Origin of the sequence: Hydrogenophaga taeniospiralis CCUG 15921 (assembly GCF_001592305.1) — a bacterium.
In the GTDB taxonomy this organism is placed as follows: Bacteria; Pseudomonadota; Gammaproteobacteria; order Burkholderiales; family Burkholderiaceae_C; genus Hydrogenophaga; species Hydrogenophaga taeniospiralis.
This window is the reverse complement of the sequence record NZ_BCWR01000001.1, coordinates 41,159-57,567: the sequence shown is the minus strand read 5'-3', so window position 1 is coordinate 57,567 and position 16,409 is coordinate 41,159. Positions and strand designations below refer to the sequence as shown.

Here is a 16,409-nt window from a genome sequence, read left to right as displayed (position 1 = left end):
TCAGCGCAGCACTTCGAGCAGGCGGTCCAGTCCGCCTTCGTTGATGGCGACCATGGCCTGCTCGCGCACCTTCGGCTTCGCGTGGTAGGCCACTGAGAGGCCCGCCTCGCCCATCATGGGCAGGTCGTTGGCGCCGTCGCCCATGGCAATCGCCTGCTGGGGGCTGATGCCCAGCAGCGCGCAGGTCTCCAGCAGCATCTTGCGTTTCTCGGCGCCGTCGCAGATGTCGCCCCAGGGCTGGTCCACCATACGGCCTGTCAGCTGGCCGCAGTTGGGGCCGCTCTCAATCTCCAGCACGTTCGAGCGCGTGAAGTCGATGCCCAGCCGGTCGCGGACGCGGTCGGTGAAATAGGTGAAACCGCCCGAGACCAGCAGCACTTTCATGCCCACGGCCTTGCAGGCTTGCACCAGCGCCTCGGCCCCGGGATTCAGCTGCAGGCGCTCGGCCAGCACCTGTTCCATGTGGGCCACGGTCACACCGCGCAGCAACCGCACGCGCTGGCGCAGGCTCTCCTTGAAGTCGGCGATCTCGCCGCGCATGGTGGCTTCGGTGATGGCTGCCACCTCGGCCTTGAGCCCAGCCGCGTCGGCGATCTCGTCCACGCACTCGATGTTGATGAGCGTGGAATCCATATCGAATGCGATGAGCTTGAAGTCCTTCAGGTTCAGCGGCGGCGTGAAGCCCTGGACGGCGAGGCCGGGGGCGAATTCGGTGGGGGAAGTCATCCCGGAATTATCGCGGGAGCCGGGAACACCGTTCCGCTCAGGACTTGGGTTGCGCCAGCACCTTGCTCATCGTGCCGATCTGCGCCCTCAGATCGCCGCCCACCAGATCGGCCACCGATTGCTGGTCGCTGGTGACGGTGAAGCCGGCGGCCTGCAGCCGGGTCTTGACGTCGTCGGTGCTGGTGCCGGCCACCTGGGCCAGCACGGTGATCGGGGCCTTGGCCAGGGCACGCACCGGCGGGGCAAAGCCGGGTTCGCTGCCCCCGCTGCTTCCCAAGGGCAGGAAGCTGAGCCCCAGCACCGCGAACGACGCGATCACCACCCAGCGCCCGGTGGTGTTCTGCAGGTGCCGTTTCACGGCAGGCAGGTTGAGCAGCGCATGCAGCACCACGGCGCCCAGCATCAGCCAGCCCAGCCACTCGTGCGCCGTCTTGTTCAGGCCGGTGTCGAGGTGGAAGAACATCAGGACGCCCGTCACGGCGGACAGGGCAAAGCTGCCCATCACCAGCGGGGTGATCCAGGGGCGTTGATTGGCAAGGTTCATGGTCGTTTACTCCGTCAAATGATCGAGCCGCGATGGTGCGGCCGGCATTTGAAGTTTGATTTCGGGCGCATGAACGCCAGGTGAACGGGGCCCCTGCGGGCACCCCGGCGCACCTCAGAAGGGTGTTCCCTTGATCTGGGTCAAACCGCGCCGGCGGCGGGCGCGGTGCTCATCGGCTGGCCCAAGGCCCTGAGCACGTCGCGTACCAGCTGCACCCGGTCTTTCACTTCCGGCAGCGCGCGCTCGATGCGCAGTTTTTCGTTGCCCGCGAGCTTGATGTGCCGGTTTTTCTGGATCAGTTCGATGATGCGCATCGGCTCCACCGGCGGGTTGGCCTTGAAGGTGATGTTGGTGACGCCGGGCGCCGCATCGACCTTCACCACGCCATAGGGCGCGCTGATGCAGCGCAGGCGGTGCACGTCGATCAGCGTCTGCGCCTGGGCGGGCAGCTTGCCGAAGCGGTCCACGATCTCTTCGAGCAGACCGTCCACCTGATCGGTGGTCTTGGCGGTGGCGAGCTTCTTGTAGAACGACAGCCGCAGGTGCACGTCGCCGCAGTAGTCGTTGGGCAGCAGGGCCGGGGCGTGCAGGTTGATGTCGGTGGTCACGCTCAGCGGGCTGAGCAGGTCGGGTTCACGCCCGGCCTTCAGGGAACGCACCGCTTCGTTGAGCATCTCGTTGTAAAGCTGGAAGCCCACCTCCAGCATGTTGCCGCTCTGGTTCTCGCCCAGCACCTCGCCGGCGCCGCGGATCTCCAGGTCGTGCATGGCGAGGTAGAAGCCGCTGCCCAGCTCTTCCATCTGCTGGATTGCGTCGAGCCGCTGCGAGGCCTGTTTGGTCAGGCCTTCGATCTCGGGCACCAGCAGGTAGGCGTAGGCCTGGTGGTGGCTGCGGCCCACGCGGCCGCGCAGCTGGTGCAGCTGGGCCAGGCCGAACTTGTCGGCACGGCTGATGACGATGGTGTTGGCCGTGGGCACGTCGATGCCGGTCTCGATGATGGTCGAGCACAGCAGCAGGTTGTAGCGCTGTGCCACGAAGTCGCGCATGACGCGCTCCAGGTCGCGTTCCGGCATCTGGCCGTGGGCGATGGCGATGCGCGCCTCGGGCAAGATCTCTTCGAGCTTCTGCTTGCGGTTTTCGATCGTCTCGACCTCGTTGTGCAGGAAGTAGACCTGGCCGCCGCGCTTCAATTCGCGCAGCACGGCCTCGCGGATCACGCCGTTGCCTTCGTTGCGCACGAAGGTCTTGATGGCCAGGCGGCGCTGCGGCGCGGTTGCGATGACCGACAGGTCGCGCAGGCCTTCGAGCGCCATGCCCAGCGTGCGCGGGATCGGTGTGGCGGTGAGCGTGAGCACGTCCACCTCGGCCCGCATCGCCTTCATGGCTTCCTTGTGGCGCACGCCGAAGCGGTGTTCCTCGTCGATGATGAGCAGGCCCAGGTCGTGGAACTTGGTCGATTCGCTCAACAGCTTGTGCGTGCCCACCACGATGTCCACCGTGCCGTCGGCGATGCCCTTGATGGCGGCCGTGATTTCCTTGCCGGAGCGAAAGCGCGACACCTCGGCCACCTTCACCGGCCACTTGGCGAAGCGGTCCACCAGGGTCTGGTAGTGCTGCTCGGCCAGCAGCGTGGTCGGCGCGAGAAAGGCCACCTGGCGCCCGCCGGTCACGGCCACGAAGGCGGCGCGCAGGGCCACCTCGGTTTTGCCGAAGCCCACGTCGCCGCAGACCAGCCGGTCCATGGGGCGCGGGCTGATCATGTCCTGGATCACGGCGTGGATCGCGCCGCGCTGGTCAGCGGTTTCTTCAAAGCCGAAGTCGTTGGCGAAGATTTCGTAGTCCTGCGCCGAGAAACGGAAGGCATGGCCCTGGCGCGCGGCACGGCGGGCGTAGATGTTGAGCAGCTCGGCCGCGGCGTCGCGCACCTGCTCGGCGGCCTTGCGTTTGGCCTTTTCCCACTGGCCGCTGCCCAGGCGGTGCAGCGGTGCCTCGTCGGCGCTCACGCCGGTATAGCGGCCGATCAGCTGCAACTGGCTCACCGGCACGTAGAGCACCGCCTTGTCGGCGTATTCGAGGTGCAGGAACTCCATCAGCGCGGGCGTGCCGTCGGGATTCTTTTCGCCCATGTCCATGTGGATCAGGCCGCGGTAGCGACCGATGCCGTGGGCGTTGTGCACCACCGGGTCGCCCACGTTGAGCTCGGACAGGTCCTTGATCAGCGCATCGACGTCGCTGACCTGTTCCTGCTTCTTGCGCCGGCGCGTGGTGGGGCCGGTGGCGAAGAGTTCGGTTTCGGTGACGAAGTCGATGCCGCCTTCGAGCCAGGAGAAACCGACCGTCAAGGCTGCGGTGGCAATGCCGGTGGGTTCGTCGCTGCCCTGGAATTCGGCCAGCGAATCGAAGGCCGGTGGGTTCAGGCCGCTGGCGCGCAAAAAGTCCAGCAGGCTCTCGCGCCGGCCATCGCTTTCGGCCAGCAGCAGCACGCGGTGCGCGGTGTTGCGCATGTGGCCCTGCAGGCGGGCGAGCGGGTCTTCGGCGCCACGCAGCACCGACAGATCGCCCAGCTTCTGTGCGAAGGCGTTGTCGGCCACGTCTTCCACCGCCGGCCGGATCGCGAGCTGGGCGTGGGCGTTGGCCCCGGTGTAGAACTGCTCGGCCGAGAGGAACAGGCTCTCGGGTGGCAGGGTGGGGCGCTCGGGATCGCCCTTGACGAGGCGGTAGCGGTCCTGCGTGTCCTGCCAGAAGCGCTGGAAGGCGGGCTCAAGGTCGCCGTGCAGCACAACCGTCGCCTTCTCCCCGAGGTAGTCAAAGACGGTGGCGGTCTGCTCGAAGAACAGCGGCAGGTAGTACTCGATGCCGGCGGTGGCAACCCCATTGCCCATGTCTTTGTAGATGCGGCTCTTGGTCGGGTCGCCGTCGAGCAGTTCGCGCCAGCGGCTGCGGAATTTGGCGCGCGCCGCGTCGTCCATCGGAAATTCGCGCCCGGGCAGCAGCCGCACTTCGGGCACCGGGTACAGGCTGCGCTGGCTGTCGGGGTCGAAGGTGCGGATGCTGTCGATCTCGTCGTCGAACAGGTCCACGCGGTAGGGCACGGGTGAGCCCATGGGGAAGAGGTCGATCAGGCCGCCGCGCACCGCGTATTCGCCCGGGCTCACGACCTGGGTCACGTGCTGGTAGCCGGCCAGCGTGAGCTGGCTCTTGAGCTTGGCCTCGTCGAGCTTCTGCTTGACCTTGAAGTGAAAGGTGTAGCCCGCCAGAAAGGCGGGCGGCGCCAGCCGGTACAGCGCGGTGGTGGCGGGCACCAGCACCACGTCGGCGCCGGTGTCCTTGTCGTGCTGCTGGATGCGCCAGAGCGTGGCCAGGCGCTCGGAGATCAGGTCCTGATGCGGCGAAAACGTGTCGTAGGGCAGGGTTTCCCAGTCCGGGAACAGTGCACAGCGCAGGCCGGGCGCGAAGAACGCCATCTCGTCGATCAGGCGCTGCGCGTCGGTGGCATCGGCGGTGACGACGGCGGTGACCCGACCGGCGGCCTTCTCACGTTCACCCAGCCGGGCCAGCAGCAGAGCGTCGGCCGCGCCGCTGGGGCGCGGCAGCGTGAAGCGTTTGCCGGGAGTGAGTTTGGGCAGGTCCATGCGGGGGTGTGAATGAGGGCGATGGGCGCAGCGGGCCATACCGGACCCGCCATGACGAACACCCCCCGTCCAACTGGGCGGGGGGTGTGAAAGCGCTGATTTTAGAATGCGCACAAGCCATGACCGATACCGCCCGCCCCATTCCCCCCGCGTTTCCTCCCCGTTGCCACGTGCTGCTGCCCTGTGCGGGAACCGGGTCGCGCGCGGGCACCGCGGGCCCCAAGCAGTACGAGCGCGTGGCTGGCTTGCCCATGGTGTTGCACACCCTGGCCGCGTTTCAGGCCGTGCCACGCATCACCCAGTGCCTGATCGTCATCGCGCCGGGGGACCGGTTTCTCAGCGTGGACCACCCGAGCGTGGTGCTGGCGCGCTGCGGTGGCCGGTCCCGTGCGGAAAGCGTGTTCAACGGCCTGCACGAGCTGCTGGCCCAGGGGGCGGCGCCGGACGACTGGGTACTGGTGCACGATGCGGCGCGCTGCCTGGTCACCCCGGCCCAGATCAACGCCTTGCTCGACGCCTGCGAGAACGACCCCGTGGGTGGACTGCTGGCGCTCAAACTGCCCGATACCCTCAAGACCGAGGCCGGCGGCCGCGTGGCGGCCACGGTGGATCGCTCCGACAAATGGCTGGCCCAGACGCCACAGATGTTCCGCCTTGGCGCGCTGCGCGACGCGCTCTCTGCGCAGGCGGACAGCGGTTTCGCCGGGGTGACCGACGAGGCCAGCGCCATGGAGCTGGCGGGCCACCGCCCGCTGCTGGTGCCCGGCAGCGCGCAGAATTTCAAGGTCACCTACCCGGAAGACTTTGCCCTGGCCGAGGCCATTCTGAACAACCGAACCTGACCAGGAACCCCACATGAACCCCACTGCATTCGGTCTGCGCATCGGTGAAGGCTGGGATGTGCACGCGCTGGTGCCCGGGCGCCCGCTCATCATCGGCGGGGTGCGCATCCCGCACACGCTGGGCCTGCTCGGACACTCGGACGCCGACGTGCTGCTGCACGCGATCACCGACGCCTTGTTGGGAGCGGCCGCACTGGGCGACATCGGCCGCCACTTCCCCGACACCGACGAGCACTTCAAAGGGGCCGATTCCAGTGTGCTGCTGGCCGAAGCGGCGCGGCGGGTGCGCGATGCGGGCTTTGAGATCGTCAACATCGACAGCACCGTGATCGCCCAGGCGCCCAAGCTGGCGCCGCACATCGGCGCCATGTGCGAGAGCATTGCGCGCGCCTTGGGGGTGGCGGTTGGCCAGGTGAACGTGAAAGCCAAGACGGCCGAGAAGCTCGGCCCGGTGGGGCAGGGCCTGTCGATGGAGGCGCGTGCCGTGGTCCTGCTGAACGCGCAGGCTTAGCGCCGGGCCGCTCCAAGACGGATCAGCTCCCTCAGGGGGCAGCGACCCGCGCAGCGGCGGAGCGTGGGGGCAGGAGAGTCAGTCCGGCGCCTTGGGCAGCTTGATGTGGGCGGACAGGCCACCCGTGCTGCTGTTGGACACCGCAAAACGGCCACCCATGCGGGCAATGGCCCGCTCAACGATCGCCAGCCCCAGCCCGGTACCGGTGGCCGAGGTGCGCGAGGCGTTGCCCCGGTAAAACGGTTGCGTGAGATGCTCCAGCTGGTCGGGGCTGACCCCGGGGCCGTGGTCGCGCAGCTTGATCAGCACCGAGTCGTCCCGCACCTTGGCGGCGATTCCCACCTCGGCCATGCCCGTCTCCGGGGTGCGACCGTAACGCTGGGTGTTTTCCAGCAGGTTGGCAAACACCCGCTGCAGCTCCACCGCGTCGCCCAGCACGATGGTGTCGGGGGGGATCTGGGTCTCGATACGCATCGTGGGGTCGTTGCCCAGCGAAAAGATCGCTGCATCGACCACCTGGTTGAGGTTGACCCGATCGGGTTTCAGTTGGTCGGGTCGGGCGTAGTCCAGGAACTTGTCGATGATGGCGTTGACCTGTTCGATGTCGGCCGTCATGTGTTCGCGGGCCTGCGGGTCGGCCACGCTCATCTCGGTTTCGAGCCGCAGTCGTGCCAGTGGCGTGCGCAGGTCGTGCGAGATGCCGGCCAGCATGAGCGCGCGGTCCTGTTCGACCTTGGACAGGCGCTGGGCCATGCGGTTGAAGCCGATGTTGACTTCACGGATCTCGCTGGTGGCCACCATTTCATTGAGTTGGCTGGCGTTGAAGTCCCCTTCGCGCACCCGGCTGGCGGCAAACGAGAGCTTCTTCAAGGGGTGGTTGATCAGGCGCGCGATCAGCGCCGCTCCGGCCAGGGACAATGCGGCCGCTGTGGCCAGCCAGATCAGCCAGGTGGCACCGGTCACCGGTCCGACGCGCGAGGGGTCGGTCAGCAGCCAATAGGGGTCGTCATCGATATTGAACCCCACCCACAACCCGGGAGAGCCATTGACTTCCCGGGCCACCACGGTGCCCGGGCCCAGCCGCGCGCTCAGGCGCTCGCTGATGTTCTGGCTGAGGGAGTCGGTGTTGTAGAGCTTGTAGGTGTCGTTGGGCTCGCGCGGCGCGATGCGTACGCCTTCTTCGTCGGCCAGTGTCTTGACCAGCGACACCCGGGCAATGGAATCCGAGTGCACCAGCGCGGCGCGGCTGAGGTTGACCAGCGAGGCCAGTTGCTGCGCGCTTTGCAGCGCGCGTGGCTCAAACTCCAGCGCACGAAAGGTTTGCAGCCAGGCAACGATGCAGCCCACGAGTAGCAGGGAGAGGAAGAAAAAAGTGCGCCAGAAAAGGCTCACGCCCCGCTGTGGGCGCATCTCCAGCGGGGCCGGCGCGGTCTCCAGCACTGCCGGCTGCGTTTCAAACGGGACGCGCGAGTCGCGCGCCGGTACTGCGCTCATTGGAAAACCTCCGCCCTGCAGGCCACGGTGCGGCTCGTTTGGGAACGGCCCGGCGCTGCGTTCACGAGTTGCCGTCTGGAACGAAGACATAGCCCACGCCCCACACGGTCTGCAGGTAGCGCGGCGAAGCGGCGTCTTCTTCGATCAGTTTGCGCAGGCGCGAGACCTGCACGTCCAGGCTGCGGTCGAACGGCTCAAATTCGCGGCCACGCGCCAACTGCGCGAGCTTTTCGCGTGAAAGCGGCTGGCGGGGATGACGCACCAGGGCCTTGAGCATGGCGAACTCGCCGGTGGTCAGCGGCAGGTCTTCGCCCTGCTTGCGCAGCGTGCGCAGGCTCAGGTCGAATTCGAACGGGCCGAAGTTGACCACCTCGGCTTCCTGCGACGGAGCACCGGGCACCTCGGTGGGCGGGCGGCGGCGCAGCACGGCATGGATGCGGGCCAGCAGTTCACGCGGGTTGAACGGCTTGCCCAGGTAGTCGTCGGCACCGACCTCCAGGCCGACAATGCGGTCCACGTCCTCGCTCTTGGCGGTCAGCATGATGATGGGGGTCCGGTCGCCGTTGGCGCGCAGGCGCCTGCAGATGGACAGGCCATCTTCGCCGGGCATCATCAGGTCCAGCACGATCAGGTCCACCGACTCGCGCTGGAGCACCCGGTTCAATGCCTTGCCATCTTCGGCCAGCATGACTTCAAAGCCTTCCTGCATCAGGTAGCGGCGCAGCAGATCGCGGATGCGGACATCGTCGTCCACGACCAGGATCTTGTTGGGGCGGGCGTTGGTTTGCGACATGACAGTAGCCTCCGGAAAATGTAACAAACGCGATTGTGGCAGCGGTAAACCCCTGTCAGCACTGGTTTTTTGTTTTCCTGACCGGCTGTTACAAATGTTGCCTCAGATGGCATCAGCTTCACAGGGCGCACATCCGACAATCGGCAGAACGTGGATACTTGGTAGATCATGAAGACGTATTTGTCATCCCTGACGTTGTTGTCCCTGCTCGGTTCGGCGTTTGCCCAGACCTCGGATGGTCGTGGCGACGCCTTGATGAGCGCGGCTGTGGTGGTCGTGCCCGCCGAGACCGGCGAAGAGCCCGATGCGCGCAACCATGCCCGGCTGCGAGACAGCCTGCGCCTGCTGCAGGACGAACAGGCCGACGCCAGCGGCAAGCCGTACCGGTTGACGCTGGAAGAGCGCCACCTCCTGCGAGAGCAGCTTCGCAGCCAGACCAACAACCTCCATAAAAAGTAATCCATGTCGCATTTTTCCGGACGTTCAGCCCTTTTTGACCGATTCCATCGCTACCTTGTCATTCCCATCCTGCTGATCGCCGGCAGTGCCGGTGCATGGGCCCAGACGCCCCAGGAAGGCAAGGAGCCGGCCAACATCGTGAACATTGCAGCCAGCGGGTTTCTGGAAGTACAGCAGGACTGGCTCAGCATGAGCCTGAACACCACCCGCGACGGACCCGACGCCGCCACCGTGCAGAACCAGCTCAAGGTGGCGCTGGATGCCGCGCTCGCAGTGGCCAAATCGGCGGCCCAGCCCCAACAAATGGAGGTGCGCACGGGGCAGTTTTCCCTATATCCGCGCTACGGCAGCAACGGCAAGATCAACGGTTGGCAGGGCAGTACCGAACTGGTGATCGAAGGGCGCGATTTCGCGCGCATCAGCACCACGGCCGGAAAGATCCAGACCCTGACCATGGGCCATGTGGGCTTTTCGCTCTCGCGCGAGGCCCGGCAAAAGCTGGAGGCCGATGTGCAGGCGCTGGCCATTGATCGTTTCAAGGCCCGGGCCAGTGACGTGGCCAAGGGGTTTGGCTTCACCGGCTACAGCCTGCGCGAGGTCTCGATCAGCTCTGCCGATCAGGAGAACGCTCCCATACCCATGCGCATGCTGGCCCAGTCGGCCAAGTCGGTGGCGGACACCTCTCCGGTCGCTGCGGAAGCGGGCAAGAGCATGGTCAATGTGACCGTGTCGGGTTCCATCCAGTTGCGCTGAAACCGGCTGGTGCTTCGCACAGAAAAAAGGCCCGCTCTGCGGGCCTTTCCATCGATGACGGGATCCGCCGCGTTATTGCGCCACCCAGCCACCGTCCATGTTCCAGGCCACGCCGCGCACATTGTTGCCCGCCGGCGAGCAGAAGAACACCGCCAGTTCGCCCAGTTCTTCGGGCGTGGTGAACTGCATGGACGGCTCCTTTTCGCCGAGCAGCACCTTCTTGGCGTCTTCGTTGGAGATGCCCAGGGCGCCCGCCTTGGCGTCCACCTGCTTTTGCACCAGCGGGGTAAGCACCCAGCCCGGGCAGATCGCGTTGCAGGTCACGCCAGAGGTGGCGTTTTCCAGTGCGGTGACCTTGGTCAGACCGATCACACCGTGCTTGGCTGCGACGTAGGCCGATTTTTCGGCCGATCCCACCAGACCGTGGACCGATGCCACGTTGATGATGCGGCCCCAGTTGGCCGCTCGCATCGCTGGCAGCGCCAGGCGCGTGGCATGGAAGGCACTGGTGAGGTTGATGGCGATGATGGCGTCCCAGCGTTCCACCGGGAAGTCTTCCACCCGAGCCACGTGCTGGATGCCCGCGTTGTTGACGAGGATGTCCACCTGGCCAAACTGGGCTGCGGCAAATGCCATCATGTCCTCGATCTCGGCGGGTTTGCTCATGTCGGCGCCGTGGTAGGCCACCTTCGCACCCAGCGCCGTGATCTCGGCCTTGGGGCCTTCGGCGTCACCAAAGCCATTGAGCACGATGTTGGCGCCCTGGCGCGCCAGAGCCTTGGCAATACCCAGTCCGATGCCGCTGGTGGAGCCGGTGACAAGGGCGGTTTTGTTTGCAAGCATGGATAAGCTCCAGTTCCATTACGATTCGTTGAGAGACGCTGAAAACATTATCACGGACGCCCCAGGGAACAAGACCCGCATGCAGGAACCCACGCTCAACTTTCTGCCCGTCAACGGTCCCACGGCCCTGGGTGGTGAACCCAGGCGCATGGCCTATTGGGACTGGCCCGCGGCGAACGCCGGCACGGCGCATGTGGTGGTCTGTGTGCACGGCCTGTCACGGCAGGGGCGTGACTTCGATGCACTGGCGCGCAGCCTGACCAGTCGCTGCCGTGTGATTGCGGTGGATGTGGCGGGCCGGGGCCACAGCGACTGGCTGCAGGACCCCATGACCTATCAACTTGGCACCTATGCCGCCGACCTCGCCACGTTGTTGATGCAATTGCGCGCGCAGACACCCGGCGTGCGGATCGACTGGGTCGGCACCAGCATGGGGGGGCTGATCGGCATGGCGCTGGCGTCGCAACCCGCTCTGGCGCCCCACAGGCTGGTGCTCAACGATGTGGGGCCCGTGATCCAGTGGGAGGCCTTGCAGCGCATCGGCAACTATCTGGGGTTGAACCCTTCGTTTGTAAGTGAACAGGCGGCGATGGACTATCTGGCGTCGATTTCGCCGGGGTTCGGTCCCCACAGCCCGGACCAGTGGCGGGCGCTGTCCTTGCCCATGCTGCGTGAGCGCGATGGTCGATGGTGGCTGCACTACGACCCGGCGATTGCGTTGCCCTTCAAGGCCTTGATGGCCGGTGACGAATCCGTTTCGCGACAGGCCGTGCGGGACGGCGAAACAGCCCTGTGGGGCCTGTACGACGCCATCACCGCCCAGACCTTGCTGCTGCGTGGTGCCGAGTCGGATCTGCTCACATCGGAGACGGCGGAGTTGATGACCCGGCGTGGTCCTGGCGCGCGTTGCGTGTCGTTCGAGGGTGTGGGCCACGCGCCCACGCTGGTGACCGCCGATCAGCAGACCGCGGTTCGGGATTTTTTATGGGCGACGTGAGTGCGTCCCGGGATTGACATGAAGCGTTCGACGTCACTTGCATCAAACGGCGCACCGCAGGTGGCCTCCACGGTGGAGGCCAACCCGTTGGGTGCGGTGGTGCCCTCGGCCATTGTCGCGGCGACCTCCGACAGTCTGCCCCATCAGGCTCAGGCGCTGGCCCGCGCCCGCGCGTTTGCCGAGCCGCTGCTCGCCTGTGAACAACTGGACACGGGCGAAAACATCCTGGCGCATGCCGACGCGGTCGCGGCCATCCTGAGCGACATTGGCGGTTCCGAGGCCATGCAGGCTGCCGCCTATCTGGTGTACGCCTGCCAGTACCTCAACCGTCCGCACGACGTGATTGCCAAGGCCTTTGGCGACAACTTCGCGGACCTCGCGGTCGAGACCACCAAGCTGGTCCAGTTGCAGCGCCAGGCGCGCTACAAGGCGGCCGAGGTGCAGGCCAAAAAGGACGAAGAGCGCGCGGCGGCCCAGGAGCTGTCCTTGCCTCTGGTGTCGCCCAACAAGGCGCCGGTTTCGGAGCTGGCGGCGAGCCAGACCGAAAACGTGCGCAAGATGCTGCTGGCGTTCTCGCGCGACCTGCGCGTGGTGATGCTGCGCCTGACGTCTCGGCTGCAGACGCTGCGCTATTTCGCCGCCTGCCGGGGCGAGCCCGGCGAGGCCCTGGCCAGCGAGTCGCTGCATGTGTTCGCACCGCTGGCCAACCGGCTGGGTATCTGGCAGATCAAGTGGGAAATGGAAGACCTGGCGTTCCGTTTCCTGGAACCGCAGACCTACAAGCAGGTCGCCCGTCTGCTCGACGAGAAGCGGGGCGAGCGCGAGGACCACGTGGAGCAGGTGCGCCAGTCGCTGGAAAACCATTTGCAGCAGATGGGCGTGCAGGCCTCGGTGCAGGGGCGTCCCAAGCACATCTACAGCATCGTCAAGAAGATGCGCGGCAAATCGCTGGACTTTGATCAGGTCTTCGACATCCGGGCCCTGCGGGTGATCGTGCCCGAGGTAAACGACTGCTACGCCGCACTGGCCTACGTGAACTCGCACTTCACGCCAGTTTCCGAAGAGTTTGACGATTACATCGCCAAGCCAAAACCCAACGGTTACCAGTCGCTGCACACCGTGGTGCGTGACGAGCAGGGCCGTGCGTTTGAGATCCAGATCCGCACCCAGGCCATGCACGACCATGCCGAGCACGGGGTGGCGGCCCACTGGGCCTACAAGGAGGCGGGCGCCAAGGGCTACGCCGGCGTGTCGGCCAGCTCCGGCTACGACGCCAAGATCGCCGTGCTGCGCCAGCTGCTGGCCTGGGAGCGCGACCTGAGTGGCGCGGCCGAGGGGCTGTTTGACGACCGCATCTATGTGCTTACACCCGATGCCGCCATCGTGGAGCTGCCCCAGGGGGCCACGGCGGTGGACTTCGCCTACAGCGTGCACACCAGCCTGGGGCACCGTTGCCGGGGGGCGCGTGTTGACGGCGCCATGGTCACCCTCAACACGCCCCTGCAGAACGGGCAGACGGTGGAGATCACCGCCGCGAAGGAGGGTGGTCCGTCGCGCGACTGGCTCAATGCCGACCTGGGCTATCTGGTCAGCCACCGCGCCAAGAGCAAGGTGCGCGCCTGGTTCAACGCCCAGGCCATGGAAGAGACCGTGGCGCGAGGGCGCGAGGCCGTGGAAAAGCTGTTGCAGCGAGAAGGAAAAACAGCACTCAAATTTGACGATCTGGCTGTTGCTCTGGGGCTGTCGTCGGCACAGGAATTGTTTGAACAGGTGGGCAAGGACGAGCTCTCGCTGCGCGCCATTGAGACCCATCTGCGCCCACCCGAACCCGAAGCCCCATCGGAGATGCCGGCCTGGCTCAAAAAGCCGCGCAAGGCGTCCGGCCGGCCCAGTGGTGGCGTGCTGGTGGTCGGGGTGGATTCGCTGATGACGCAGTTGGCCAAGTGCTGCAAGCCCGCGCCACCCGACGAGATCGGCGGCTTCGTCACCCGTGGCAAAGGCGTGAGCATCCATCGGGCCGACTGCAGCGACTTTGCCCATCTGCAGCGCAAAAGCCCGGACCGTGTGATCGAGGTGCAGTGGGGTGGTCAGAGCGGCCCCGGCCGCGACGGCAGTGCTGCGGTGTATCCGGTGGACGTGGCGGTGGAGGCGCTGGACCGCCAGGGCCTGCTGCGCGATATCTCCGATGTGTTCGCGCGCGAAAAGATGAACGTCATCGGTGTGCAGACCCAGTCGGTGCGTGGCATTGCCTGGATGACCTTCACGATCGAGGTGCTGGACGCGCGCCAGGTGGCTCGCGCCATGGCCGTTGTGGGCGACGTGCCCGGTGTTCGTGTGGTGCGTCGCAAATGAAGTGCAGCAATTTTCAGAAACCACCGAAAAAACAGCTATACTGCGAGGCTTCGAACAGTTTGTAGGCGCGTAGCTCAGCTGGTTAGAGCACCACCTTGACATGGTGGGGGTCGTTGGTTCGAGTCCAATCGCGCCTACCAAACCTATTCGATGCACCCAAGGGCCGGACGTTTCGTCGGGCCCTTTTGCTTTGTGCGATGGCTTGCGCCGGCCACCGCTGCCGGATACCGCACAGGGTAAACCCATGCAGACAGTCGTCAGCCGGGCTTTCTAGAATGTGCCGTATGCTCTGAGCAGTTCAGGGCGCCCGTGCCCAGTCCCATTCTGAAAGTCCCGTCGTGCAAAAAAGCAAGGCCGAAGCCAGCAGCGCCAGTCAGGGCGCCGTGCGGGTGATCAAAAAATACCCCAACCGACGTCTGTACGACACCGACACCTCGTCCTACATCACGCTGGCGGAGGTGAAGGCGCTGGTGATGGACAACGAACGGTTTGTGGTGCGCGACGCCAAGACCAACGACGATCTCACCCGCAGCATCCTGCTGCAGATCATCCTGGAAGAAGAAACGGCGGGCGTACCCATCTTCACCGAGCAGGTGCTGGCCAACATCATCCGTTTCTATGGCAACGCCATGCAGGACTTCATGGGCGCTTACCTGGAGAAGAACGTCCAGATTTTCATGGACCTGCAGCACAAGATGACCGAACAGTCCAGCGGCCTCAATCCCGAGGCATGGAAACAGTTCGCGAATATGCAGTCGCCCTTGATGCAGGGCATGATGGGTGCCTACATGGAGCAGTCGCGCAGCGCCTTTACCCAGATGCAGGAGCAGATGCAGAAGAACAGCGAGCAGATGCTTGCGGCGATGGGGCTCAAGCGCTGAGCCCTGGTGGGTCGGCACCGCAGCCGCTCACGCGACAGGCCATGGTCTGAGACAATCGGACCATGATTGAAACTGTTGCTACCCCGGGCGCTGCGGCGCCCAAGGTCGGTTTTGTCAGCCTGGGCTGCCCCAAGGCGCTGACCGATTCCGAACTCATCCTCACGCAGCTGAGCGCCGAGGGTTACCAGACCTCCAAAACCTTTGCCGGTGCCGACTTGGTGATCGTCAACACCTGCGGCTTCATCGACGACGCCGTGAAGGAAAGCCTGGACACGATTGGCGAAGCGCTGGCGGAGAACGGCAAGGTGATCGTGACCGGTTGCCTGGGCGCGCGTGCGGGCGAGGACGGCGGCAACATGGTGCGGCAGATGCATCCCAGCGTGCTGGCTGTGACGGGGCCGCACGCCACGCACGAAGTGATGGAAGCGGTGCACCAGCACCTGCCCAAGCCGCACGATCCGTTCGTGGACCTGGTGCCTGCACAAGGGATCAAGCTCACCCCGCGTCACTACGCCTACCTGAAGATCAGCGAGGGCTGCAACCACCGTTGCACGTTCTGCATCATCCCGTCCATGCGTGGCGACCTGGTGAGCCGCCCCATCGGCGACGTGCTCACCGAGGCGCGCAAGCTCTTTGAGGCCGGGGTGAAGGAGTTGCTGGTGGTCAGTCAGGACACGTCGGCGTATGGCGTGGACGTCCAGTACCGCACCGGTTTCTGGGACGGTAAGCCGGTGAAAACACGCATGTTCGACCTGGTGCGCTCGCTCGGTGAGCTGGCCAAAGGCTATGGAGCCTGGGTGCGGTTGCACTATGTCTATCCGTACCCACATGTGGATGACGTGGTTCCGCTGATGGCCGAAGGCCTGTGCCTGCCCTACCTTGATGTGCCGCTGCAGCACAGCCACCCCGATGTGCTCAAGCGCATGAAGCGCCCGGCCAGTGGCGAGAAGAATCTGGAGCGCATCGCGCGCTGGCGTGAACTGTGTCCGCAGATCGTGGTGCGCAGCACCTTCATCGCCGGCTTTCCTGGCGAGACCGAAGCCGAGTTCCAGCACCTGCTGGACTTTGTTCAGGAAGCGAAGATTGACCGGGCCGGTTGTTTTGCCTATTCCCCTGTGAATGGTGCGGCAGCCAATGCGCTGCCGGATGCCGTACAGGATGCGGTGCGCGAAGAACGCCGGGCGCGTTTCATGGCAGTGGCCGAGGCCGTGTCCGCGGACAAGCTGCGCCAGCGCGTGGGTGCGACCATGCAGGTGCTGGTGGACTCGGCGCCGGGTCTGGGCAAGAAGGGTGGCGTGGGGCGCAGCTACGCGGATGCTCCCGAGATCGATGGTGTGGTGCGTTTGTTGCCGCCGGAAAAAATCAGCAAGACGCTCAAGGTGGGTGAATTCACTAAGGCGCGCATCGTGGCGGCGGAAGGCCACGATTTGCTGGCGGTTCCGTTTTGATCGAGACCACCGGATCCGCGCGCTGCGATAGCCGCCGGCCGGCGGGGGTCAAGAACCGTCCTTGTTTTCAAGAGAAAAGCCGCGACGCTGTGAGCGTGGCGGCTTTTGTGGTTTCCCGCAAGGGAACAATAAAA

Annotated in this window: 14 protein-coding genes and 1 tRNA gene; 9 read left to right on the top strand and 6 right to left on the bottom strand. The window is 65.4% G+C overall.

Translation table 11 applies throughout. From position 1 onward, the window contains the following. The 3 genes from serB to mfd all read right to left on the bottom strand — a co-directional run bounded on the left by serB (window position 1) and on the right by mfd (window position 4,902). Complete coding sequence (gene serB, locus HTA01S_RS00250) at window positions 1-726, bottom strand: phosphoserine phosphatase SerB (RefSeq protein ID WP_068166134.1); 726 nt, start codon at window positions 724-726, stop codon at window positions 1-3. Between the two features lie 37 nt (window positions 727-763). Further along, entirely contained in the window at window positions 764-1,270 is a 507-nt protein-coding gene (locus HTA01S_RS00245; protein ID WP_068166132.1) for a DUF4405 domain-containing protein, read from the bottom strand. A 140-nt stretch (window positions 1,271-1,410) separates the two neighbouring features. Further along, on the bottom strand, window positions 1,411-4,902 hold the full coding sequence (gene mfd / locus HTA01S_RS00240; protein WP_068166131.1) for a transcription-repair coupling factor: 3,492 nt from the start codon (window positions 4,900-4,902) through the stop codon (window positions 1,411-1,413). A gap of 119 nt (window positions 4,903-5,021) precedes the next feature. Here mfd and ispD point away from each other — a divergent pair, with 119 nt between their 5' ends. Further along, on the top strand, window positions 5,022-5,744 hold the full coding sequence (ispD, locus tag HTA01S_RS00235; protein WP_068166129.1) for a 2-C-methyl-D-erythritol 4-phosphate cytidylyltransferase: 723 nt from the start codon (window positions 5,022-5,024) through the stop codon (window positions 5,742-5,744). Between the two features lie 13 nt (window positions 5,745-5,757). Beyond that, window positions 5,758-6,255 (top strand): 2-C-methyl-D-erythritol 2,4-cyclodiphosphate synthase, encoded by a 498-nt coding sequence (gene ispF / locus HTA01S_RS00230; RefSeq protein ID WP_068166125.1) that lies wholly within the window; start codon window positions 5,758-5,760, stop codon window positions 6,253-6,255. A gap of 78 nt (window positions 6,256-6,333) precedes the next feature. On the opposite strand, the gene HTA01S_RS00225 is transcribed toward ispF, so the two are convergent. After that, window positions 6,334-7,749 carry a sensor histidine kinase gene (locus HTA01S_RS00225; protein ID WP_068166123.1) on the bottom strand — a complete coding sequence of 472 codons (1,416 nt, stop codon included), beginning with the start codon at window positions 7,747-7,749 and terminating at the stop codon, window positions 6,334-6,336. 61 nt (window positions 7,750-7,810) lie between these two features. After that, entirely contained in the window at window positions 7,811-8,542 is a 732-nt protein-coding gene (ompR, locus tag HTA01S_RS00220; RefSeq protein ID WP_068166120.1) for an osmolarity response regulator transcription factor OmpR, read from the bottom strand. A gap of 168 nt (window positions 8,543-8,710) precedes the next feature. Between ompR and HTA01S_RS00215 the strand changes: the two genes are divergently transcribed. Together HTA01S_RS00215 and HTA01S_RS00210 are read left to right on the top strand one after the other, a co-directional pair. Beyond that, window positions 8,711-9,001, top strand: a complete 291-nt coding sequence (locus HTA01S_RS00215) for a hypothetical protein (RefSeq protein ID WP_157571915.1) — start codon at window positions 8,711-8,713, stop codon at window positions 8,999-9,001. A gap of 3 nt (window positions 9,002-9,004) precedes the next feature. Then, window positions 9,005-9,754, top strand: coding sequence for an SIMPL domain-containing protein (locus HTA01S_RS00210; protein ID WP_084235738.1), 750 nt, complete (start codon window positions 9,005-9,007; stop codon window positions 9,752-9,754). Window positions 9,755-9,826: 72 nt separating this feature from the next. Here the strand turns inward: HTA01S_RS00210 and HTA01S_RS00205 are convergent, their stop codons facing one another. Beyond that, on the bottom strand, window positions 9,827-10,597 hold the full coding sequence (locus HTA01S_RS00205) for a 3-hydroxybutyrate dehydrogenase (RefSeq protein WP_068166113.1): 771 nt from the start codon (window positions 10,595-10,597) through the stop codon (window positions 9,827-9,829). Window positions 10,598-10,676: 79 nt separating this feature from the next. Here HTA01S_RS00205 and HTA01S_RS00200 point away from each other — a divergent pair, with 79 nt between their 5' ends. From HTA01S_RS00200 to rimO, 5 genes are all read left to right on the top strand, one after another. Beyond that, window positions 10,677-11,594 carry an alpha/beta fold hydrolase gene (locus HTA01S_RS00200; protein WP_068166111.1) on the top strand — a complete coding sequence of 306 codons (918 nt, stop codon included), beginning with the start codon at window positions 10,677-10,679 and terminating at the stop codon, window positions 11,592-11,594. An 18-nt stretch (window positions 11,595-11,612) separates the two neighbouring features. Continuing rightward, entirely contained in the window at window positions 11,613-13,946 is a 2,334-nt protein-coding gene (locus HTA01S_RS00195) for a RelA/SpoT family protein (RefSeq protein ID WP_084235737.1), read from the top strand. A gap of 63 nt (window positions 13,947-14,009) precedes the next feature. Beyond that, window positions 14,010-14,086: transfer RNA gene (locus tag HTA01S_RS00190), tRNA-Val, on the top strand. A gap of 198 nt (window positions 14,087-14,284) precedes the next feature. Then, window positions 14,285-14,827 (top strand): polyhydroxyalkanoate synthesis repressor PhaR, encoded by a 543-nt coding sequence (phaR, locus tag HTA01S_RS00185; protein ID WP_068166105.1) that lies wholly within the window; start codon window positions 14,285-14,287, stop codon window positions 14,825-14,827. Between the two features lie 62 nt (window positions 14,828-14,889). Next, on the top strand, window positions 14,890-16,275 hold the full coding sequence (gene rimO / locus HTA01S_RS00180; protein ID WP_068166103.1) for a 30S ribosomal protein S12 methylthiotransferase RimO: 1,386 nt from the start codon (window positions 14,890-14,892) through the stop codon (window positions 16,273-16,275). Window positions 16,276-16,409 lie beyond the last annotated feature (134 nt).

Coding starts and splice junctions, on each gene's coding strand:
- HTA01S_RS00215 (WP_157571915.1), top strand. CDS start 8,711: ATGAAGACGTATTTGTCATCCCTGACGTTGTTGTCCCTGCTCGGTTCG.
- HTA01S_RS00205 (WP_068166113.1), bottom strand. CDS start 10,597: ATGCTTGCAAACAAAACCGCCCTTGTCACCGGCTCCACCAGCGGCATC.
- ispD (WP_068166129.1), top strand. CDS start 5,022: ATGACCGATACCGCCCGCCCCATTCCCCCCGCGTTTCCTCCCCGTTGC.
- HTA01S_RS00225 (WP_068166123.1), bottom strand. CDS start 7,749: ATGAGCGCAGTACCGGCGCGCGACTCGCGCGTCCCGTTTGAAACGCAG.
- HTA01S_RS00195 (WP_084235737.1), top strand. CDS start 11,613: ATGAAGCGTTCGACGTCACTTGCATCAAACGGCGCACCGCAGGTGGCC.
- HTA01S_RS00210 (WP_084235738.1), top strand. CDS start 9,005: ATGTCGCATTTTTCCGGACGTTCAGCCCTTTTTGACCGATTCCATCGC.
- serB (WP_068166134.1), bottom strand. CDS start 726: ATGACTTCCCCCACCGAATTCGCCCCCGGCCTCGCCGTCCAGGGCTTC.
- HTA01S_RS00245 (WP_068166132.1), bottom strand. CDS start 1,270: ATGAACCTTGCCAATCAACGCCCCTGGATCACCCCGCTGGTGATGGGC.
- rimO (WP_068166103.1), top strand. CDS start 14,890: ATGATTGAAACTGTTGCTACCCCGGGCGCTGCGGCGCCCAAGGTCGGT.
- ompR (WP_068166120.1), bottom strand. CDS start 8,542: ATGTCGCAAACCAACGCCCGCCCCAACAAGATCCTGGTCGTGGACGAC.
- HTA01S_RS00200 (WP_068166111.1), top strand. CDS start 10,677: ATGCAGGAACCCACGCTCAACTTTCTGCCCGTCAACGGTCCCACGGCC.
- ispF (WP_068166125.1), top strand. CDS start 5,758: ATGAACCCCACTGCATTCGGTCTGCGCATCGGTGAAGGCTGGGATGTG.
- mfd (WP_068166131.1), bottom strand. CDS start 4,902: ATGGACCTGCCCAAACTCACTCCCGGCAAACGCTTCACGCTGCCGCGC.